The organism is Carboxydocella sporoproducens DSM 16521 (genome assembly GCF_900167165.1).
Lineage (GTDB): Bacteria > Bacillota.
Genome location: NZ_FUXM01000007.1, coordinates 25,394 through 46,625, shown reverse-complemented (window position 1 = coordinate 46,625; position 21,232 = coordinate 25,394). Strand labels below are relative to the sequence as shown.

The window sequence follows — 21,232 nt, the reverse complement described above, 5'->3', positions numbered from 1 at the left end:
CTTGCTGCCTCCCGTTACTCCCGGCCCCATCTATCTATATAATCCAACCAGGGCGTGCGGGCAATAAGCTCAGTCAAAGAATATTTTTCCGTCAAAAAATGAAAGCCGATCAGAAAGAGAAGCCAGCCCAGCTGTCCCCAGGCAGGCAAGGCCCAGAGGGCTGATAATCCCAGAATCACCCCGAGTGGATTGGCTCCTGTATCCCCCAGCATACAGCGGGCTTTTAAATCAGCAGGCAGATAGGCAACCAGCATGCCGGCCGTTACCAGCCAAAAGCCCGCCGCCGCTGCCAGACCGGAAAGCAAAACCAGTAAACCGCCAAAAAGCAAAAAACCCTTGCCCGCCCGGCCTGGTCGCAAATCCAGCAGATTGATAGCGTTGATAGAAAGGGCTACCATCAGGCCGGCCAGCACTGTTTGAATCCACCCAATCCCGGTTCGGGGCTGGAATTCCAGCCAGGCCAGTACCAGACCCAGCCAGCCTCCCATGACTGCTTTTAAAGCTCCTGTTGTCATCCTGCCCCTGAACAGACTGCCCAGATGACCTTTTAACCCACTTACCCGGCGGGACCCCAGCACATCATCCAGCATACCCAGCAAGGTAAGAAAGGTTACCGCCAGAAGTAGTTGCAGGCCATGGTCCCGCTGCTCAGGAACCAGCCAAACTACCCCTGGCAATAGTATCAGCCAGACCAGAGGCAGAAAAACCCCAACCCCCAGCGGAATTTGTTCACCGCGAAAATTGGGACGCAAAAAACCCGCTTGCTGCCAGATGGCAAACAGGGACGGCAGGATCAACCTGGTCAGACCTGCACCAGCAAGAGCCAGTATCCACCAAACCATTATCTATACCTCCTGTGCAAATAGCAGAGGGTGCGCGCTACGTGATAGAACTGCCGTCCCCGGTGCCAAAAACCGGCCAAATCACGACCGGTCTCATCATGGGTCATGGCGCATTCTACCTCCAGAATGGGCAGTCCCGCCCGGGCTACCGCCACCGTCAAAGCTACCTCCACACCATAACCTTCAGCGAAACCGCCTGCCGTCTCCATCGCCTTCCGGGTTAGCCCGCGCTGTCCGGATAATGGGGCCTGGGGCAGGTAGCCACTTAAACGCTGGATCCCCCAGCGGGCCAGGCCTTTGACCAGCCCAAAGCCCCCTTTTTTGCTGGCCCTGGGAAAACGGGCAATGGTCATCTCCGCCCGTCCCTCCAGTAAAGGAGTCAGCAATTTAACCCCTTCAGCCGCTGTTTCCCCCAGATCGCCATCAAGTAGCAAAAGCAAATCTTCCCGGAATTCTTTCAATCCGCGGTTAAGAGCTCCTCCTTTTCCCAGATTGCGGGAGAGGCGAATCACCTCTGCTCCAGCCGCCTCGGCCAGTTCAGCTGTGCGATCAGTAGAAGCATCATCCACCACCACTACCCGGGTCACTCCCGGAATGGTCAAAGCGCTTTTAACCGTAGCAGCTATCTTTTTTTCCTCATTGTGGGCTGGTACTAACACCAGCACCTGGTACCGATCCTGGCAAGACAATCCTTTTAACCTCCCTGTTCAAATCCGGCAACAGCCGGCCGGCAGTTGCCTTGATACCATAATCCCCGGGCCGTCCTTCCATGGCTGCTACCAGTGCTACCTGGCCCATGGGAGTATCGATATTATCAATAGTGGAAATCTTATAACGCTGATAATTTTTCATGTAGGAAACTGCCACCCTGGAATATTCGGTTCCGAAAATTTCGATCCCTTTTTGCTGCAGGGCTTCAATCAGGGGCAAATCAATATTCTCTACCCGGAACTGAGCGGTCTGGGGTTGCTGACTGCCTCCGATAATAATCACCCCTTGCAGCGGCTGCCCGTAGGCTCCTGTAATTTTAAGCAGTTTCTTATCGGTCAGAAACTTGATGACCGCCAGATTATCTCCAACTACCAGACCCCGGGTTACCTGCCAGGTCATTTCCTTAACTATGGCCGCCTGGCTGTTGGGGTCTACTCCCAGAAAAGCCGCTACTTCCTTTTGTAATTGCGGATCAGCCAGCACGAAATCCCGGCTTAGCACCGAAGTGCTGGTTACCACCGCCCCTGCCTTTTTCAAAATATCCAGCAAGTCATCATTAAAGCCATAATCACCGGTATCGATTATGGCCACCCGGTAGCCAGTCAGGCGATTTTTAATCAAAACCGGCAGAACCTCTTTCACAAATTCCTCTTGTTGTGCCGATTCCTTTTGCTCTTTGGCCAGTTTTTCCATGGCCTCCTTGTTTTCACCCCGCAGTTTTTCCAGATCAGCCGCCAGGCGATCGGTCAATACCTTTTGTTGCTGGATCAGGGTATTATCCGTTTCCATGGCAGAGCCAATCAGAATCCCTATTCCCAGGGCCAAAAAGACAGCTACCAGGGAAACTATATGGTAGCGCAAATCAAACATTGCCGTAAGACTCCTCTCCAGTTAAATCCCCAGCAGTAATTTAAGCTGCAAATACATCAAGCGCGCCAGCTCGCGGGTAGCGGGTGCCGTGACGATAATAATAAAGATGGGAATAAGGGCCGCCACCACGATTTCCACCACATGCCTGGGTTTGAGCCGGTGCCGATAAAGCCGATTTACACCCCGCGCATCTACCAGAATGGACCCCACTTTCAGACGCACCAGAAAAGTGCTGGCCATCCCTTTTCTGCCTTTTTCCAGAAAATCGATGAAATTGGAATGGGTACCCACCGCTACCAGCAATTCAGCACCTTTTTCATAGGCCAGTAGCATGGCTATATCCTCACTGGTGCCAGGAGCGGGAAAAGTTCTGGCCTCAAGACCCAGTCGCTGCACTCGGGCCAGCCCAGGCGCCCGACCGTCAGGATAGGCATGAACGATCAACTCTGCCCCACAGGCCAGGGTTTCATCAGAAATGGAGTCCATGTCCCCTACAATCACATCAGGGCAATAACCAAACTCCACCAGGGCATCAGCACCACCGTCCACACCGATTAGCACCGGTTTAACTTCATCGATATAGCTTTTAATAGCCAGCAAATCTTCCCGGTAATTCTGCCCCCGCACTACGATCAGGGCATGCCGACCAGCAAACTGAGTCCTGGTTTCCGGAATAGCCACTTCCCCCAGAATCAATCCCTGTTCCTTCTCGGCATACTGCAGGGTATTTTCCAGGAAATCCTTGAGAACCCCGGCGATATTGGCCTTGGCATTGGCCAGTTGCCGTTCCACCTCATCAATAGTCAGCCATTGCCCAAAACCGGCCAATTTATCGCCCACCCAGATTTCCCCGTTCTCTTTTATCAGCACCTGTTGCCCTTCCCGCAGGGTTTCCATGATACTTTCCCCGGCCAGGTCAATCAGGGGGATTCCGTTTTGCAAAAGGGCCCTGGGCCCCAGGTTGGGATAACGGCCGGAGATACTGGCTGCAGCATTGACCACCGCTTTTACCCGGGCTTTAACAAGGCTCATGGCTGCCACTTCGTCCAGATCCTGGTGATTGATAACCGCAATTTCTCCTGGTTTGATTCTTTTGGCCAGGTTCTTGGTTTTTTTATCCACACGGGCAATGCCCTTGATTTCCATGGTTTTTTCACCTCAAAAAGATTTTACCCTATTTACTACCTCTATGCAACTCCTTGCAAAAAAGAGCAGCGAGGGCAAGCCTCGCTGTCTTAGCTAACTTTGGCAGTTATACGCAGTTTATCGGCTATCATAGCGATAAACTCACTATTTGTGGGTTTGCCCCTTTCATTATTAACTGTGTAACCGAAGAACTTGTTCATCATCTCCACATTGCCCCGGTCCCAGGCCAGTTCAATAGCATGGCGAATGGCTCTTTCCACCCGGCTAGGAGTGGTATTGTATTTCTCAGCAATGGCAGGATAGAGTTCCTTGGTAATCGCTCCTAACAAATGGACATGGTCCACCACCATCAAAATAGCTTCCCGTAAATATTGATATCCCTTGATATGGGCAGGTACTCCCATTTCATGGATGATGTTGGTCACCAGCACATCCAGGTTTTTGGTTTTGGCGACATGAGTATAGGCAGGAATGGTATAGCCGGTGTCCACCATTTGCCTGATGCGATGGCTTAAAACATTGAAATCAAAGGGTTTCAACAGGTAATAATCTGCCCCCAGCTGCATTGCCTTCTGGGTCACGGTTTCCTGACCAAAAGCGGTAAGCATTAAAATTTTAGGCCGCTTCGGCAGATCCAGGGTCTGCATTCTTTCCAGTACCCCAATCCCATCCAAATGAGGCATAATTAAATCCAGAATGATTAAATCTGGTTGCTCCGATTGGATTAGTTCCAGAGCTTCCAGTCCATTATGAGCTACTCCGACCAGAATGAAATCCTCATCCCGGGTCAGGTGTTTGCTCAACATATCACAAAATTCCCGGTTATCATCAACTAAGAGGATTTTCACATCTTTGTACATCATCTTTTCGCCCCCTGTACACCACTTCTTTTTCTTTTTATTGTCTATAATTCCATTCGACGCTAGACTGGTTATTCCTGCTTTTATTGCATAAACAATTTCTACAAAAAAATTTACCGCCTAACTGGCGGCTTTTTTCCAGGTTTCGACAAGGCCCGCTTCTTCTAACATTTTTTCGATATAACATCCATAACCCAGACGGGGATTATTGACTAAAACATGAGTAACCGCTCCCACAATTCGACCTTTTTGGATTATGGGGCTACCAGACATACCCTGAATGATTCCGCCTGTTTCTTTTAAAAGCCTGGGATCGGTAATTTCCACCACCATTCCCTTACCATCCGGTCGATCAGGGGGCAACAATTTTTTTATTTTGATGGTAAAGGCTTCTACTTTTTCGCCATTTATAACTGTTAAAATTTGGGCCGGTCCTGTTTCTACCTGGTTATTGCTTACTACTGGCAGAGGCCGGCTGGCAGGAAACTTGCCATAAATCCTGCCAAAAATACCCACCTGAGTGTTATGGGTAATTTCACCCCACCAGCTGCCATCGTCCACAAAAACTCCCAATTTTTCTCCAGGAAATCCTTCTTTGCCTTTATGAATGGCCTGTACTACTGCTCGTACAATCTTGCCTTCCCGGATGTCAATGGGTTCACTGGTATCACTATCGGCTATTATATGACCCAGGGCACCAAAATAAGCTTTTTTGGGTTCAATAAAAGTAAGAGTGCCAACTCCAGAAGCACTATCCCGAATGTATAAACCAATCCGATAACTCTGGGTTTCGGGACAAAAACGCGGAGTTACGGCCACCTGTAACCGGGTACCGCGCCGTTCAATAGTAAGGATAGCTTTTTCTCCTTTTTGCCCAATTTGTGTAATTATCTCTGCCATTTCCTTCTCATTGTTAATATTTTTCCCATTGATAGCCAGAATGGTATCTCCAATTAACACCCCGGCATCCCGGCCCGGATATATTTTTTCTTCCCCCTCACTGGTAATAGGTGCATAACCTACTACCATTACACCCCTGGATTTTAATAATACTCCGATAGACTGTCCCCCGGGTATCAAATGCATCTCCGGCAGAACCCTGACAGTAAAGCGATGCAACGGTAAAAACCCAAACAATTTTACCGCCAGTTCGGCTTCTCCCGGTTCTCTGGCAACCGGTTGACCCTGTTGCAAGGAAATAGCCGGTGAGTAATTAACATTAACGATTTGCAAAAAGCGCTGCCAGGTTTTAGGCCAGTTGATGGCGAGGGTAAGTTTTTCTCCCACCACTGCTTGCTGGGCGGTAGGCAAAGCGGAAAAATAATGGACTGGAGCCTGAATGAAGGCGGAAATCAGCAGGAAAACCAGCAAAATACCTTTCCTCACCCTATTTCCCTCCTTTATGACCTGATTGCTTTAAATGACACCTCCTTTAAGCGATTTTTGCGGCTAATCATAACTTGTCCTGTTCCTTATTTTCTTATACTGCCGCTTTAAAACAGGGAAAGAAAAACAAATGCAGGCTAAAAAGCCTGCAGCAAATTTTTACATGGTCAGTGAACCAAATTGTGTCTCAATCACCTTTAAAACCTTTTCGACACTACCATTTTTTACATTAAAATATTCATAATACAATTCGCCTGCCAGTTTGCCTTTCACTTCCCAGCAGAGAATTTCATTGCGACTGGGAGTGGGAATCAAAGCCAGCTTAATATGTTCCACTTTCAGCTCCGGAGGCAGTTTTTTCTTGATAGCTTCCGGTTTAACCAGGACAGGGGGCAACTGGCGCTGAATATGGGACATCAGATAACCAGTAGCCTCAAAGCCGAGGATTTGTCCATTGTCCAGGGCTACCTTGATCTTTACCAGATCAGGATAAAGCAACACCCCGTCCTGAACCGCCACCAGGGCCACCGTGGCAATTCCGTCTTCCCGTAAAACATAAGTGGGTGCCAGGTTATCATAACCCCGCAAGCGGGCAAAAGCTACTGCCCGTTTTTCCGCCTCCTCAGCCGAGAGTACGGGTTCAGCCAATTTGCGCCGGTGTAGCATCCAGATAACTTTACCGCCTTTTTTGCTAATGTCCATAATTATCCGTTCTTCTGAGGTTTTCCCGGCCGGCACCAGTTCTAGACTGAAGGCGGGGATTTTCCCCCTGACATCCCCTTTAGTCCGCACTTCCCAGACCTTGCCCTGACCATCAATAAAACTGCGAGCAATATCCATAGCGCGGGCCAGGGTGATATTTTCCCCGCTTAAGCCCCGCGGCAAGGCCCGTTCTAAATGTTCGGAAAAAGGCCCATCGTAGATTAATGCAGGTGTATCCTGCATTGCCTTGGCAACTGGCTTCATATCCAGCGGCTGCGGTTTACGGGCCTGACGCCCCAGGGTACTGCCGCTTTCCCGGCGCACCTCGGCCAGATAAACCCGCCCATCCTGCACATCCTGGACTGCCACCTGCAATTCGGCATTCAGCTTCTGGGCCTGGCGATAGAGTTTTTGCAGCTGCTCTCTTTCCTTCTTCCCCGGTAACTTGCCTTCAGCATTGCGTTTATTGAGAAAATAGGCATAATCCCCTAGCTGGTTTAGAAATTTGGCTGTTTTAACTGTGGTGGAATTGCTCAATGGCAGCTGACCCAGATTTTCCTGGGCAGTGATCGCCTCATACCAGAGGTCAGCCAGTATAGCCGCATTGGCCTTAGGATCCATTGCCACCAGGCTTTTGCCCAGTAGCATCTCGGCATTGCCTACATGGTCGGCTAAATTATAAAAGGAACGCTGATAGTGATTACTTAACAGTTTTTCCAGATCCTCTTTCATCATTTTTTGCTGCCAGCCCCACCAGCCTACTCCTAGTAAGCCCAAACTGAGCAAAAAAATCGCTATTCTCTGTCCACGCATACCATCATCTCCTCTCAGCGCGCAAACACATGGTCTCCAATCCGGCGAATAATCGGACGGGACCAGATCCAGCTGCTTACCGGTTTACTGGGATTCCAGAAGAAGAGAGCTCCCTGGGTAGGATCATAGCCATTCAAGGCATCCCGGGCTGCCTGCAGGGCTGTAGCTGAAGGCGGCCTATTAATCAGTCCATTGGACACACTCTCAAAGGCCAGAGGCTGAAAAATCACATCAGCTATAGTGTTGGGAAACAGGGGGCTGGCCACCCGGTTTAAAACCACTGCCGCTACAGCTACCTGTCCTTCATAGGGTTCCCCACCAGCTTCAGCCTGTACCAGGCGAGCCAGTAAAGTCAGGTCATTGCGCCGCATCAGCCCCCGGCTGATTGTTGTGGTGGTCCGCACTGCCCTGGCTGGAGAAGTCCAGAGGCCCATAGCTTTCAGAGTGGCAGGCCCGACTACTCCATCAGGAGTCAATCCATTAGCCCGCTGGAATTTTCTCACCGCCGTCCAGGTCGATGACCCGTAGATCCCGTCAATTGGCCCCGTGTAATACCCCCAGGCCTTGAGTTTGGCTTGAACAGACCTTACATCTGCCCCGGAGCTCCCCCAGAACAGAGTGCGGGAGATGGCTGGCAAACTTTGTTCTGCCCAGTGCCAGCCCCAGCCCAGAAGTAAGAGGAAGATCATCAGCATCCCTAGCAGGGTTTTGCGTTCCATTTTTTTCATCCTTTCCCGCCAATTCTTTTCCGACCATAGTTTGCCTGCTCAGGGACTTAAATATGCAAAAGCGCAGAGCCTTAGCCCTGCGCTTTCAGAAGTTCTCCCGTATGTTCGCCACCTACCATGCGGGCCAGTTCTGTCAGCCTTTCCTCCGCTGCCAGAGTTTTGACCCGGGTAAAAGTTCTTTCCCCAACTACTTCTTTATAAATGTAGAAATGTTGATCAGCCAGACCTGCTACCGCCGGAGAGTGGGTGATGCTCAGGACCTGATACTGCTGGCCCAGCTGGGCCAGCTTTTCTCCTACCTTGCGGGCTGCTGCCCCGCTCAAGCCAGCATCCACTTCATCAAAAACCAGGGTGATTCCCGGTTCCTCAGTTAGCAAAACAGTGCGTAAAGCCAGTAAAATCCGGGATAATTCCCCACCAGAAGCGATTTTGGCCAGGGGCTTCAGAGGTTCTCCCGGGTTGGGGCTGAGGAAAAATTCCGCATCGCTGCCACCGTTCTGGCTCCAGTGTTCCGTTGGAGACAGCTGGACAGAGAAACGGGAACCGGCCATGGCCAGATCCGCTAATTGATTTTCAATCGCTCTGGCCAGGAGAATAGCGGCCTGTCTTCTTTGCCCATTGACCACCTCTGCCAGCTCTTTCCCCTCTTGTTCCAGCTGTTCCAGTTGTAGCTGGATTTCCTCCAGATTCTCTTCCGCCTGTTCCAGTTTGTTCAGCTCCAGTTTGATCTGTTCCCGGTAAGCCAGCACATCCGTCACCGTACTGCCATATTTCTTACAGAGCTGTTTAATCAAATCCAGTCGCTCCTGAGCCAGTTCCAGCCCTTCCGGGTCAAACTCGATTTTTTCCTGATAACGGCTCAGCTCCCGGGCCAGCTCTTCCAGGCGATAATAGCACTCCTCCACCTCAGTAGCCAGCGGAGTTGCTCCCTGATGCAGGCGAGCCAGCTGTTTCACTTCCTCCATCACCTGGGCCAGCAGGTCCAAAGCAGCCGGCTGACGGCCACTTCCTGCCGCCAGCAGTTCATAGGCCCTGCCACAGGACTGGGCCAACCTCTCCGCCTGACCCAGTAATTGTACCCTTTCCAGCAGTTCTTCCTCTTCCCCGGGTTGTAACTGGGCCTTATCGATTTCCTGCAGCTGGTAACGGAGTAAATCTATTTCCCGCCAGCGCTGCCGGCCGCTGGCCTGCAGTTCCTCCTTTGTTGCCAGCAGCTGGCGATAACGCCGGGCCAATTGGGCAAGCTGCCTGACCTGCTGGCAATGGTCCCGCCCGGCATAACGGTCCAGCAGTTCTAAGTGCCGTTCCGGTCTGAGCAAAAACTGCTGCTGGTGCTGAGCATGAATCTCGGCCAGGCCACCTATCAGCTCCCGATACTGGTTCAAAGGCAATAAACGGCCATTAATGCGGCACTGGCTGCGGCCATTCAGGTTCAATACCCTCTCCAGAAAAATAGTGCCGTCTTCCTCCGGTTCAATCCCCTGTTGCTGCAGTTTTACCACCCAGCCTTCCCGGTCAGCTGGCAAAAAAACCCCGCTTACTCTGGTTTCCTGGGCCCCATGGCGGATAAATTCAGTAGCCCCTCTAGCCCCGGTCAAAAGGGCAAGGGCATCCATGATAATGGACTTACCAGCCCCGGTCTCCCCGGTAAAAACAGTGAAGCCTTCTGCCAGCTCCAGTTCCAGCCTCTCAATCAGGGCAAAATTTTCGATACACAAGGTGAGGAGCATCATCGCACCCCCTATCCCAGCATCATCTCTTTAAAACGGGTTACCACCTGTTCAGTTGCCTCTTTGGGTTTAACAATAACCAGAATAGTATCATCACCGGCTACCGTCCCCATGATTTCCTCCCACTGAGCCCCATCAATGGTGGAGGCCACCGCCTGGGCGGTTCCCGGCAAGGTTTTGATGACAATCAGGTTATCACAGTGGTCTATATGAGCTACGGAATCAAGAAAAATACGGCGCATTCGCTCTTCACTGTGCTCAATTACCGAATCCCGGGGCAAACCATAGCGATAGGTCCCATCTCCGGTGGGGATCTTGACCAGGCGCAATTCCTTGATATCCCGGGACACAGTGGCCTGAGTTACTTCAATGCCACGGGCCCGCAATTCCTCCGCTAGTTCCTCCTGGGTTTCAATAACTTTCTCCTCAATGATATCTAAAATCAGGCGCTGGCGCATTGCCTTCATCGCCAATTATCCTCCTTTTTCCACCAGTAATAAATAGGGCGCTGTCTGAGAGCGGTTCAACAGCCGCTGTGACCAAACATTATAACATCTGGGTAAAGCCGCTGCCCAGCTCTCCACCTCCCGGGCTTCCTCCTCACCGCCAGCGTGACCTGTATAGATAGCAATGGCAATTATTCCTCCCGGTAAAAGCAGTTCCACTGCCTGTTGCAGGGCGTTAAGGGTGGTCTCGGCCAGGGTAATCACCCTTTTGTCACTGCCTGGCAAATAACCCAGATTAAAAACCACTGCCTTGACCGGCTCTGAAACATACCGCTTAAGATGCTGGTGCCCATCCAGAATCAGTTCTACCCGGGCAGCCAGTCCGGCTGCCTCTAGCCGCTCTTTGGTATTGCTAATAGCTGTCTCCTGAACATCAAAGGCCCAGACCTTGCCGTTTTCCCCCACCAGTTCAGCCAGATACTGCGTATCATGGCCATTGCCACAGGTCGCGTCCACCGCCCGGTCGCCTGGCCGTACTACCTGAGCCAACCAGAAGTGGCTGAGAGCCACCGCTCCTGCCAATGGACTAGACATTGCACCGGTCACCCGCTTTCAGTTTCTGGCGCAAGACCTGGAAGAAAGTGCGGTCCGTTAACTTGATAAACCGCGCTCTTACCCCAGCCCGTTGCACACAGATCAAATCATCCGGTTCCAGCACTACTCCATGCTGTCCATCCACGGTCAACATAGCCTGTCCCTCATAATGACCCACTCTGATCATGACTTCGGCTTCAGGCCCCACTACCATGGGCCGGGAAGTAAGAGAATGAGGACAGATCGGGGTAATCAGCAGCACTTCCAGATGGGGTGGGACAATGGCCCCGCCTGCGGACAGGGAATAGGCAGTAGAACCAGTAGGAGAAGCCACGATAATCCCATCAGCGGGTATGGTGGAGACATGTTCCCGGTTGACGAAAATATCCAGTGGCAGCAGGCGGGCAAAAGCCCCCTTGGTCACTACCACGTCATTTAAGGCAATAGCGGTTTCCAGCAGCCTTCCCTGTCGCTGTACCCGGGCCTCCAGCATCATCCTTTCCTCGATCCGGTAGGCAGCCGCTGCCAGCCGCTCCAGGGCCCAGTCCAGGTCATGTACCTCGATTTCCGTTAAAAAACCGAGCTGGCCGAAATTGATACCAAGAACAGGGATACCCCGGGGTGCCAGGTCCCTTGCGGCCTGCAGGAGGGTACCATCCCCTCCTAACACCAGGACAAAATCGGCCTCCTCCTGGTCGATTTGCCAGCCCAGCTCCTTGAGACGAGTGCGGAGATAGTTTCCTGTTTCCACTGCTCCCATTTTTTGTTGGTTAATAATTAAACCAACGGTTTTGTTTTTCATCAGTTTCCTCCTTGCTCCAGGCCCAGGGAAAATTTCAGACCTGCCTCGATTTTGGGCACCAGCCGCCCGGGCAGTCTCCCGATTATCTCCAGTAAACGCTTGCGTTCGATGGTGAGAATAACGTTAAGCAAGACCGAACTGTTTTTCAAACCCGTTTCTGCCGCATTCTCTGCCCCCAGTGGTACTTGCAGGGGATCATCCAGACAATCCCCCGGTTTACAGGGTACAATGGGAGCCACAATTACCAGCGGGCTGACCCGGTTGCCCCAGTTATTCTGAATCACCAGTACCGGCCCTGTCCGCTCCCGGTCGTTAAAAAAATACCGGGCCAGCACGATATCTCCTCTTTTGATCTCCAGTCCATTCATAAATTATTGTCCCCTTTCCGGGCAAATAAAATTGACCCTGCTTCTGTTTAATTATAATATAGTAAAAAACAGCAACGCAAGGAGGCTTTCACATGAGTTTAGCTACCCTCTTTTCTCCCTGGGCCAGTTTCTACCGACCTCCTCTTTTCGCCCTCCTGCCCGTTGACGATCCCGGGCTAGGAGAGCTTTATCATCATCTACCCTATCACCTTCAACCCGTAGATTTGCTGGCTTCAGCCCGGACTATTCTCATTTATTTTCTACCTTTCCCGCCAGAAGTGATTGCTGCCAATCGCCAGCAACCTGATACCGCTCCCCTCTGGGCAGAATATTATGTTCGGACCAATCAGGTAATCGGCCAATTTAACCAGGCCATTGCTCACTGGCTGGAACAGGCAGGTTATCATGCTGCCTGGCAACCGGCTACCCATAATTTTGATGAAAAGACCTTGACTGCTCCCTGGTCCCACAAAAGCCTGGCAGTTGCCGCCGGTCTGGCTGTCTTTGGCCGCCACCAGCAGGCCATCACGGCAGCTGGCTGTGCCGGGCGCTTTGGCAGTCTGGTGACTGATGCCCCTCCCGACTGGCTGTCAACCCAGCTGCCCCCGGCACCGCCACCAGAGCCCTGTCTTGATTGTGGCTATTGCTGGCGGGTCTGTCCAGTCGGTGCCTTGACCGCAACGGGGCTGGACAAGCAAAAATGCTATAGTCGTCTACTGGAGGTAGCAGCCCGGTTCACTCACCTTGGCCTCTGTGATGTCTGTGGCAAATGTTCCGTTGGCCCCTGTGCCGCCTGGGAAAAGGAATAAAAGAACGGGAAAAAGGGCAGGATATCCCTGACTTATCCGCATAAGGAGGCCAAACCATGTATTTACGCCACCTGAAACGGCTGGGATTACTGCCTTTTTACTTTTCCCTGCTCCCCGAACACAAGCAACTGCTGCTAAGTTATGGCTTTGCCGACCCTGTCTACACCCAAACCCTGCGCCGCCCCTGCCAGTTTCTCTGGGTTACAGCAGCCAATGCTCTGCCCCATGGACACTGGGATTTCTGTGAGTTCATCCTGCACTTTGCCTGGCAGCTGGCGGAAAAGCAGGGCTTACAGGCAGATCTGGCCCACATTCATGCCAATCTGGCCCAGCTCTATTCTGACCAGGTTTTGACAAAACAGAAGGCAGTGGAAAAATGCCTTTTCCACTGCCAGCAAGTGCTGAAAACCGGCTATTTTACCCGCTGGGCCCAGCAGCTGCTGGAGGAAATGTCCCAGCTCTATTGACCTAGGCCAGACGGCTCTGTACCACTGCCACCGCTTTTTCCTTCAGTTCCCGGGCCCGGGCCACCAGCTGATCCCGTTCGGCTTTGGCCTGGGCAACATAGGCCTCATCCTTGATCATGGGCAAATTGATGTCCACGCTGAGTAAAACAGCATTTAAAGCCGCTTCCGCCACATAAGCCCCTACTCCCACATCGCTGATAGCTCCCTTGTTGCCAATTCCACTCAAACGGTCGGCCAGCTCCAGGGCCTTTAAGCAAACCCGGGCGATTTCCAGCGGCGTGTCAGTAGCGCTTTTGAGAGCTTCCTGCATTTTGGCTGCCCGCAGGGCTTTTTCTTCTTCAGTGTTTTTGGGCATTTTCAATACTTCCATGAAGTTGCCGAATTCCTTAATATCCTGAGCAGTCAGTTGTTCCAGGCGAGCCATTACTGCTTGAATTTCCTGCAGAATTTCTTTAACTTCCGGCTCTACATCCTTGTATTTTTCCTTGCCTACCGTCAAATTGGCCACCATTGAAACCATGGATGCTGCCAGACTGCCTACCAGGGCTGAGACACTGCCACCCCCTGGGGTTGGGCTGTCAGAAGCAGCTACTTTCAAAAATTCGCGCACAGAAAGGTCAAAAACGTGACTCATCCAACCAGTACCCCCTTTATTGTTGCTGGCGCTGCAGGCGAATGCCTTTCAGCACATTCCGGTAAATCAGAGCTGTGGTAAGGCTACCCACGCCACCGGGTACGGGTGTAATCCAGCCAGCTACTTCTTTTGCTGCTTCAAAGTCCACATCCCCGCAGATGCCACCATCGATTTCATTGATCCCGGCATCTACTACCACTGCTCCTGGCTTGATCATATCAGCCTTGATCATTTTGGCCTTACCCACAGCGGCGATGAGAATGTCCGCCTGGCGGGTGTGATAGGCCAGATCAGGGGTACGGCTATGGCATACAGTAACCGTAGCATTTTCCTTCAGAATCATGAACACCAGGGGTTTACCCACTGTTTCACCCCGACCCACGATTACCGCATGTTTACCGGCAATCGGCAGGCCAGAGCGCTTAATCACCTCAATACAGCTTTCCGGAGTGGCAGGAAAGAGGCCCTCCTCCCCGCTCAGTATGTAGCCCCGGTTGATGGGATGTACCCCATCTACATCCTTTAAAGGAGAAACGGTTTTCATCACCCGCTCCTTGCTGATGTGTTTGGGCAAGGGCAGTTCCACCATGATACCGTGGACCGTTTCATCCCCGTTGAGTTTTTCAATCAGCGCGATAACCTCTTCTTCCTGGGTGGAGCCGGGCAGATGGAAAAGTTCAAATTCAAATCCCAGTTTGGTCCCGGCATTTTTCTTGGAGTTGGCATAGACCACTGATGCCGGATCATCTCCCACCAGCACTACCGCCAGCTTGGGGCTAATCCCTTCTTCTTTCAATTTGCTGACCTCCGCCGCCACTTCCTCCCTGATGGTAGCGGCAATGGCTTTGCCATCGATTAAATTGGCAGCCACTCAAATCACTCCCCTCCCGATGATTTCAACCGTATATATTCTACGGGAAGGGAATTTTTCCTGCTGAGTTGTCAAACTATTCTATAATTTAAATTTGGTCGTTAAGCTCTGTAACTGACTGGCCAGTTGAGCTAGATTTTGAGCTGCATTGCTGATCTGTTCGGAAGTAGCATTCAGCTCTTCTGTAGAAGCGCTGATTTCTTCACTATTGCTGGAGCTGATTTCACAGCTGCCCAGCACCTGACCGATGGCATCCCGCACCTGTTCACTGGAAGCCGCCATTTCCTCAGCAGCGGCACTGTTTTCTTCGGTAATTGCGGCCACGCTGTCTACCGCTTTCAACACTTCCCCTGTCCCGGCCGAAATCTGTTCAATTACGGCAGACAGATTTTGCATTTGTTCATTGGCCTGCTCAATCATGGTGATAATTTCCCTGAGGGCTTTCTCAGCGGCATCAGCCAGCTGCACGCCATTTTCCACCTCTTCGGTTCCACTTTCCATGGCTGTTACAGCCTGGGCAGTGCCCCTCTGAATAGTATTGACCAGATTGGCGATTTCCTTGGTAGCTTTGCTGGAGCGTTCCGCCAGCTTCCGCACCTCATCTGCCACCACAGCAAAGCCTTTGCCGTGTTCCCCGGCCCGCGCTGCCTCAATGGCTGCATTTAATGCCAGCAAGTTGGTCTGTTCAGCAATCTCGTCGATCACCTGGATAATCTGGCCGATTTGCTCGGAGTAATGCCCCAGCTCCCGGATTTTTTCTGCCGATTCCAGCACCACATTGCGAATCCGGTGCATCCCCCGGATGGTTTCTTCTACCGCCCTTCCCCCGGCTTCTGCCACTTCGGTCGTGCGGGTAGCTACCTGGGCCACCTGGGCCGTGTTCTGACTGGCCTCTTCTACCCCCTTGACCATCTGATTAATCATTTCCGCCATTTGCGTAACGTTCAGTGCCTGTTCCTGAGCCCCCCGGGCAATCTGGTCGATAGCATTGTTCAGCTGTTCCATCATTACCGCTGCGTTTCCGGCAGTAGCACACTGCTGATTGTTAGCTGCTGCCAGCTCCGTTATGGAGCGGGCAACCTGGGTGGAAACCGACACTCCCGCTTCTGCTGCTGCATTCAGTTGCTGGGCAGTTGCTGCTACCTGCTGGGCTGAGTCCTGCAAATTGCCCAGCAATCGCCGCAGGTTTTCTACCATTGTGGTGAAACTGCCGGACAGAATCTTGATTTCATCTTCAGTTTGCACTTCCGGAATTTTAACTGCCAGGTCCCCTTGAGCTACCAGCTCGGTAGTGGCAGCCAGTTCAACCACAGGCCGGGAGAGTTTATTAGCCATGCGCCAGGCAGTCAGCAGACCCAGGACCAGACCGACCAGGGTAATAAAAATATTGATAAGATTGGCCTGAATTGAAGTTTGCTGAGCTGAGTCCACTGCCCTCTTCACTTCTTGCTCAATCAGCCCAATCAATTCACTGCTAATCTGATCATAGGCTTTGGCGTAGAGTAAAGACTTTTGGGCCAGTTCCATACCCTTCTGTTTATTGCCATTGCGAAAAGCACTGATGATTTCCTGACAGATCGTCACATAGGCTTTATGTTCAGCTCTCAACTGCTCGAGTTTCTGAATTTCCGCTTGAGAAACAAGCGCTTTTTCCAATCTGCCAGCTGTTACATCCCATTCCTTTTGCATCTCCGTAAACTGACTGGCATAATCCTCGTTCCCATAGAGCATGTAGGCTCTGACCAGTCCGCGCAAATTTAATTCATCCCCCCGAAGTTCCGCGACAGTTAGCGCAGCTGGCATATCCTGTCTAATTATTTCACCATAGATCTCATGCATTTTACGCATATTGATAAAGCTGCTTATACTGAGTATGATCGCTACCGCTAATAAGCTAAAGAATGTGACAAGCAATTTTCTTTTGATTGTCCAGTAACTCACTTCCATTCTCTCCTCTCTGGATTTCCATACCCGCTGCCTTTCCGCCAGCCAAATTTGTTCAATAAGTTGCAATCTTATTTTATATATTCTTCACTGCTAAACTTTTTCCTGCAAATTTATGGTTTTTTCGACAACTTTTGTTCAGTGACAACATAGTGGTAAAAAAGCAAGCCCTCATTCCAGTTGAACGAGGGCTAAATTGTAGTCTTTATTTAATTTTCATCCAGTATCCGCTTTTCACCGCTAATGGCCTGCAAAGGCTTGATATTCTGGGTTACTTCCAGGGTACCAGCATATTCGCCCTTCTCATTGCGCACTGCAAAATAGGTAATGTAAACATACATGCCATTGAAAGGCAACCAGAACTCGGCTTTATTGCGCCGACCGTGCTTGAAATCGTCCAGGATTTTCTCCACTATATGCACACTGTCAGGCGGATGGCAGTTCTGCACCCTGCGCCCGATAATAGCGGGAGTACGGGCAAAAATGCGTTCCGGGCCCTGGGAGAAGTAACGCACTACATCATCTCTATCTACGAAGGTAATATCCACCGGCAGGTGGTTGAATATGAGGGTAATTTCTTCTAAAGTCAACTCCCCCACACCGACTTTTAACTTCCCTGTCGCCGCAACCTGGCCTTCCGCCTGAGTTGCCGCGACATCAAGCCCCGCTGCCCGCCATTTTTGTGCTGGCTCAATCAGAGTATAACCGATTTCATCGCTCTGGTCATAAATGGCCTGCCACTGAGCCGGAGTAAATTTGTCCAGACACATCGGGAAGAGGATATTTTCTTCTTTAAAAATCATGCTGGTTACTGCTTCCAGAGCGGGTAAGGCTACCTTCCGGGCAAAAGCTACTATTTCTTCCCTTTCTGCCGGTGGGCTGGCCAAAAACTGACGGACTTGTTTGAGCAGAGCCCGGATATCATCATGGACAGCCCACATTACCTTGGAAGGCCCGGAAATTCCATGTTGCTCCAAATAGGGGAAAACTATGTTTTCCTTGCGGCTGTAATGCTTTTCGATCTCCATTAACCTGCTGTGGGCCTGTCGCCACTTTTCCAGCAGTTCCTTCAGCTCTTCGGGCTCTGCTGTAGCCATGCGGTCAATAATTTTTCGCTCTTCAGCCACAACCTGTTCAATGGCCCGGTTTTCCAGCTTAAAGGTGTGTACCGGGTGGCCCGGTTCCTCCTCCGGCCGCCCTTGCTTCTCCAATCCCTCCTGGAACAGGGCAGCATGGACATCACATAACCGCTTCACTTCCTGTTCACTCAATTCGCCGGAGGCGATCAGTTCCTGTTCCAGGGCCCCTACTTCGCTGGCTCCTACTTTCTCCAGGAGATGTTTAAACTCCCTTTTCAATACATCCGGGTCTTTGCCAGCATGCAGGGCCAGGATAATTTCCTTGAGCTGCTGGCGTTTTTCTTTGCCATTATCGATCAGTTCACTCATCTTGCTCTCTCCTTTCGTCCCTGATTCTGTTTATAGTTTACCGTTTTAGTCGGAATTAGGCTGTGGCCGCTGACGAAAGGAAATGTGTTTTTCATCACAGCAGGTAAATTATATGTCTAGTCTGCCTCATCATATTCGGCTTGAAACGGGTCGCAAATTTGCAAATCTGGAATCTGATTAAAATCTTTAACATTGTGGGTAATCAGTACCGCTCCCGTAACTTTTGCTGTCATAGCAATAACAGCATCAGGTAATTTCGGTACCTTTCGACCCTGTTGATACATTTCTGCACGCAAAACCCCGGTCAGCAGCGCCAGCTCCTGATTCAAATCTATTACCGTACCTAAAGCTAAAAATTCATTAACAGCTGCTTTGATTTTTTCAGAAATTGGTCTGGAAAAGATTTCAGTAACTGTGATAACCGAAAATATTAGCTCATTGTTTTCATCCTGTAAAATAGTTTCAAAAAAATTTATAACTTCCTTCTCGCCTTTCATTAAGTAAATTATTATATTTGTATCTATTAAAAACTTACTCAAGGACCGTTCCCTCCCGGTCTGATTCCAGCTCCCTGATCTCTAATAAATCCTGAACCAGTTCTTCTTGGTCTGCCAGACAACCAGCAATTCGACGAATAACCTCAATCTTGTTTTTTTTGACTATCGGTGTAAGTATTACCTGGTCCTGTTGCCATTTAAATAAAATTTGGTCTCCTACTTTAAGATTCAGTAACTTAATAACTTGTTTTGGAATTGAAATAACATAGCTGTTCCCTGCTTTATATATTTTTCTTACTTCCATTTGAAAACCGTCCTTTCATCAATTGTATATACATATTATATGATGCGTATTGACAAAAAACAAGAAACAAAAAGATTTTTGTCTCTCGCTGTGTACTGGCATCGTAAACACCTTCGGCTCTCGCCCATGCCATGCTTGCACAAAAAAATCCCTGCCCCAATAGGACAGGGATTGTCTTTTAAGCCAGTTTGCTCAAATCCGCAGCCGCACTTAAATCAGCGGCCAGTTCCCGTAACAGGGCCAGCCGGGCCCGGCGCAAATCCTCCTCTTTGGCCATGACCATCACCTCGGTAAAGAAGCGGTCAATCACCGGCCGCAGCTGGGAAGCCCGTTTGAACCACTCTTCATAGCGTCCGGCCCGCAGGAGCTCCTCGCTTTCCTCCCGGAAAGCCTGCCAGGCAGCCAGTAGCGCTTGCTCCGCCGGTTCCTGCAACAACTCTTTTACTACTTGCCCGCCTTCATCCTTTTTAGCCAGATTGACCACCCGGGTAAAAGCTGTCTGCACATCAGCAAAATCCGCCTCCTGCCGGACTTTGGCCAGAGCGCGGGCCCGTTCAGCCGCAGCGGTCAGGTCAGCATAACCGGCCGCCAGGACAGCATCCACTGTATCATAGGCCAGGCCTTCATCTTCCATCAAGATATAACGGAGGCGAAGGCGGAAAAACTCCATTACTTCCACAACGGTTTTTTCCCGGTCCAGCTTGAGGCCAGGCTTGTCAGCAATAGCAGCATAAGCCCTGTTGATAGCTGCCGGTAAATCCAGATGCCAGCCCCGCTGGAGCAGGATATGGCAGATACCCAGAGCCTGCCGCCGCAGGGCGTAGGGATCCTGAGAACCGGTAGGCTGAATGCCCACTGCAAAGCACCCTACGATGGTATCCAGTTTGTCAGCAATGCTGACCATGGCCCCTGCTACGCTGGCAGGCAGCATATCCCCGGCAAAACGGGGTAAATAGTGCTCGAAAATGGCCTGCGCCACTTCTTCCCGTTCGCCTGACAGGCGGGCATAATAGCGGCCCATAATCCCCTGCAGTTCGGGGAACTCATAAACCATGCTGGTGACCAGGTCTGCCTTGGCCAGCCGGGCAGTGCGAGCGGCAATTTCCTTTTCCTCCGCCACTACCTGCAAGGTCTCCGCCAGGTAGGAGGTCAGGTTCTGAATGCGCTGCACCTTTTCCCCCAGTGTCCCCAGGTTTTCCTGGAACACGATTTTATCCAGCCGGGGCAGATAGGCAGCCAGGGGCTGCTTCTGGTCCTCCTCATAGAAGAACCGGGCATCAGCCAGCCGGGCCCGCAGCACCTTTTCATTGCCCTCCCGCACGATCTCGATGTAATCGGCTGTACCATTGCGGACGGTGATGAATTTGTTCAGCAATCTGCCCTGCTGGTCCCGGACCGGGAAGTAGCGCTGGTGTTCTTTCATGGGAGTGATGATGACTTCATCAGGCAGTTGCAAAAATTCCGCCTCAAAGCTGCCGCACAGGGCAGTGGGATATTCCAGCAGGTAAATGATTTCTTCCAGCAAGTCCGCATCCTCTTCCACCTGCCCCCCTTCCCGGGCGGCCAGGTCCTGAATCTGCTGCCAGACCTGGCGCCGCCGTTCCTCCTGATCCACCATAACATAGCCTTTCTCCAGCAATAGCTGCCGGTATTCAGAAGCATGGTTGACAGTGAAGGGGCCTGGACCCAGCACCCGGTGGCCATAAGTCAGGCGGCCACTCACCAGGTTTTCCAGCTTAAATTCCAGCACCTGGTCATCCAGCAGACAGAGCAGCCAGCGGATAGGCCGGGCAAAACGAAAATCATAATGGGCCCAGCGCATGGGCTTGGGGAAAGAAAGGCCACTGATGAAAGTAGGGGCAAGTTCAGTCATCACCTCAGCGGTACTGCGCCCTTTGATTTCCTTGCGGGCAAAAACATACTCCACCCCGTTCACTTCTTTGATCAGCAGATCAGCCAGGGCTACTCCCTGACTGCGGGCAAAACCTTCCACTGCTTTCGTGGGCTTGCCCTCAGCATCAAAAGCCGCTTTTTTTGCCGGCCCTTTCACTTCTTCGGTCACATCGGCCTGTTTTTCCGGCAGACCGGTGATATTCAACACCAGCCGACGCGGTGTGGCCCAGACCCGGATTTGCTCATAAGTTAATTTCTCTTTATCCAGGGCCTTCTGGGCCAGTTCTTCCAGCTGTTTGATGGCTCCGGGCAAGAATTTAGCCGGTATTTCTTCTGTGCCTATTTCCAGCAAAAACTCCCTGGTCAT

22 protein-coding genes are annotated in these 21,232 nt (G+C 51.3%); 2 read left to right on the top strand and 20 right to left on the bottom strand.

Annotation, left to right across the window (positions count from 1 at the left end):
* Positions 1–14 precede the first annotated feature (14 nt).
* The 13 genes from B5D20_RS04425 to B5D20_RS04365 all read right to left on the bottom strand — a co-directional run bounded on the left by B5D20_RS04425 (position 15) and on the right by B5D20_RS04365 (position 11,998).
* Positions 15–842, bottom strand: a complete 828-nt coding sequence (locus B5D20_RS04425; RefSeq protein ID WP_078665020.1) for an MraY family glycosyltransferase — start codon at positions 840–842, stop codon at positions 15–17.
* Positions 842–1,531, bottom strand: a complete 690-nt coding sequence (locus B5D20_RS04420; RefSeq protein WP_078665019.1) for a glycosyltransferase — start codon at positions 1,529–1,531, stop codon at positions 842–844. Before B5D20_RS04420 ends, B5D20_RS04425 begins: the two co-directional genes overlap by 1 nt.
* Positions 1,479–2,423 (bottom strand): copper transporter, encoded by a 945-nt coding sequence (locus B5D20_RS04415; protein WP_078665018.1) that lies wholly within the window; start codon positions 2,421–2,423, stop codon positions 1,479–1,481. The genes B5D20_RS04420 and B5D20_RS04415 overlap by 53 nt, the downstream gene beginning before the upstream one ends.
* A gap of 21 nt (positions 2,424–2,444) precedes the next feature.
* Complete coding sequence (gene steA, locus B5D20_RS04410; protein WP_078665017.1) at positions 2,445–3,569, bottom strand: putative cytokinetic ring protein SteA; 1,125 nt, start codon at positions 3,567–3,569, stop codon at positions 2,445–2,447.
* 89 nt (positions 3,570–3,658) lie between these two features.
* Positions 3,659–4,432, bottom strand: coding sequence for a sporulation transcription factor Spo0A (gene spo0A, locus B5D20_RS04405; protein ID WP_078665016.1), 774 nt, complete (start codon positions 4,430–4,432; stop codon positions 3,659–3,661).
* A gap of 117 nt (positions 4,433–4,549) precedes the next feature.
* Entirely contained in the window at positions 4,550–5,815 is a 1,266-nt protein-coding gene (gene spoIVB, locus B5D20_RS04400; protein ID WP_159071826.1) for a SpoIVB peptidase, read from the bottom strand.
* Positions 5,816–5,974: 159 nt separating this feature from the next.
* Positions 5,975–7,330: a germination protein YpeB gene (ypeB, locus tag B5D20_RS04395; protein WP_078665014.1), complete on the bottom strand. Its 1,356-nt coding sequence runs from the start codon at positions 7,328–7,330 to the stop codon at positions 5,975–5,977.
* Positions 7,331–7,344: 14 nt separating this feature from the next.
* Positions 7,345–8,049: a spore cortex-lytic enzyme gene (gene sleB / locus B5D20_RS04390; protein ID WP_242952038.1), complete on the bottom strand. Its 705-nt coding sequence runs from the start codon at positions 8,047–8,049 to the stop codon at positions 7,345–7,347.
* Positions 8,050–8,129: 80 nt separating this feature from the next.
* Positions 8,130–9,788: a DNA repair protein RecN gene (recN, locus tag B5D20_RS04385; RefSeq protein ID WP_159071825.1), complete on the bottom strand. Its 1,659-nt coding sequence runs from the start codon at positions 9,786–9,788 to the stop codon at positions 8,130–8,132.
* An 11-nt stretch (positions 9,789–9,799) separates the two neighbouring features.
* A complete protein-coding gene (argR, locus tag B5D20_RS04380) occupies positions 9,800–10,255 on the bottom strand; it encodes an arginine repressor (RefSeq protein WP_078665011.1) in 456 nt (151 codons plus the stop codon).
* Positions 10,256–10,261: 6 nt separating this feature from the next.
* Positions 10,262–10,828, bottom strand: coding sequence for a tRNA 5-(aminomethyl)-2-thiouridylate-methyltransferase MnmM (mnmM, locus tag B5D20_RS04375; protein ID WP_078665010.1), 567 nt, complete (start codon positions 10,826–10,828; stop codon positions 10,262–10,264).
* Positions 10,821–11,630, bottom strand: a complete 810-nt coding sequence (locus B5D20_RS04370; protein ID WP_078665009.1) for an NAD(+)/NADH kinase — start codon at positions 11,628–11,630, stop codon at positions 10,821–10,823. The genes mnmM and B5D20_RS04370 overlap by 8 nt, the downstream gene beginning before the upstream one ends.
* Positions 11,630–11,998, bottom strand: a complete 369-nt coding sequence (locus tag B5D20_RS04365; RefSeq protein ID WP_078665008.1) for a type II toxin-antitoxin system PemK/MazF family toxin — start codon at positions 11,996–11,998, stop codon at positions 11,630–11,632. Before B5D20_RS04365 ends, B5D20_RS04370 begins: the two co-directional genes overlap by 1 nt.
* 92 nt (positions 11,999–12,090) lie before the next feature.
* Here B5D20_RS04365 and B5D20_RS04360 point away from each other — a divergent pair, with 92 nt between their 5' ends.
* Positions 12,091–12,807, top strand: coding sequence for a 4Fe-4S binding protein (locus B5D20_RS04360; RefSeq protein WP_078665007.1), 717 nt, complete (start codon positions 12,091–12,093; stop codon positions 12,805–12,807).
* A gap of 56 nt (positions 12,808–12,863) precedes the next feature.
* Complete coding sequence (locus B5D20_RS04355) at positions 12,864–13,274, top strand: hypothetical protein (RefSeq protein WP_078665006.1); 411 nt, start codon at positions 12,864–12,866, stop codon at positions 13,272–13,274.
* Position 13,275: 1 nt separating this feature from the next.
* Here B5D20_RS04355 and B5D20_RS04350 read toward each other — a convergent pair whose 3' ends face one another.
* The 7 genes from B5D20_RS04350 to glyS all read right to left on the bottom strand — a co-directional run bounded on the left by B5D20_RS04350 (position 13,276) and on the right by glyS (position 21,232).
* Entirely contained in the window at positions 13,276–13,908 is a 633-nt protein-coding gene (locus B5D20_RS04350; protein WP_078665005.1) for a cyclodeaminase/cyclohydrolase family protein, read from the bottom strand.
* 16 nt (positions 13,909–13,924) lie between these two features.
* Positions 13,925–14,779 carry a bifunctional 5,10-methylenetetrahydrofolate dehydrogenase/5,10-methenyltetrahydrofolate cyclohydrolase gene (locus B5D20_RS04345; RefSeq protein ID WP_078665004.1) on the bottom strand — a complete coding sequence of 285 codons (855 nt, stop codon included), beginning with the start codon at positions 14,777–14,779 and terminating at the stop codon, positions 13,925–13,927.
* A gap of 81 nt (positions 14,780–14,860) precedes the next feature.
* Entirely contained in the window at positions 14,861–16,720 is a 1,860-nt protein-coding gene (locus B5D20_RS04340; protein WP_159071824.1) for a methyl-accepting chemotaxis protein, read from the bottom strand.
* Between the two features lie 212 nt (positions 16,721–16,932).
* Positions 16,933–18,171 (bottom strand): DUF438 domain-containing protein, encoded by a 1,239-nt coding sequence (locus B5D20_RS04335; protein WP_078665002.1) that lies wholly within the window; start codon positions 18,169–18,171, stop codon positions 16,933–16,935.
* Positions 18,172–18,287: 116 nt separating this feature from the next.
* A complete protein-coding gene (locus tag B5D20_RS04330; protein ID WP_078665001.1) occupies positions 18,288–18,710 on the bottom strand; it encodes a type II toxin-antitoxin system VapC family toxin in 423 nt (140 codons plus the stop codon).
* The gene (locus tag B5D20_RS04325) at positions 18,703–18,972 is read right to left on the bottom strand and encodes an AbrB/MazE/SpoVT family DNA-binding domain-containing protein (protein WP_078665000.1); all 270 of its coding nucleotides are present in this window, start codon (positions 18,970–18,972) and stop codon (positions 18,703–18,705) included. The genes B5D20_RS04330 and B5D20_RS04325 overlap by 8 nt, the downstream gene beginning before the upstream one ends.
* A 178-nt stretch (positions 18,973–19,150) precedes the next feature.
* Positions 19,151–21,232, bottom strand: a complete 2,082-nt coding sequence (gene glyS, locus B5D20_RS04320) for a glycine--tRNA ligase subunit beta (protein WP_078664999.1) — start codon at positions 21,230–21,232, stop codon at positions 19,151–19,153.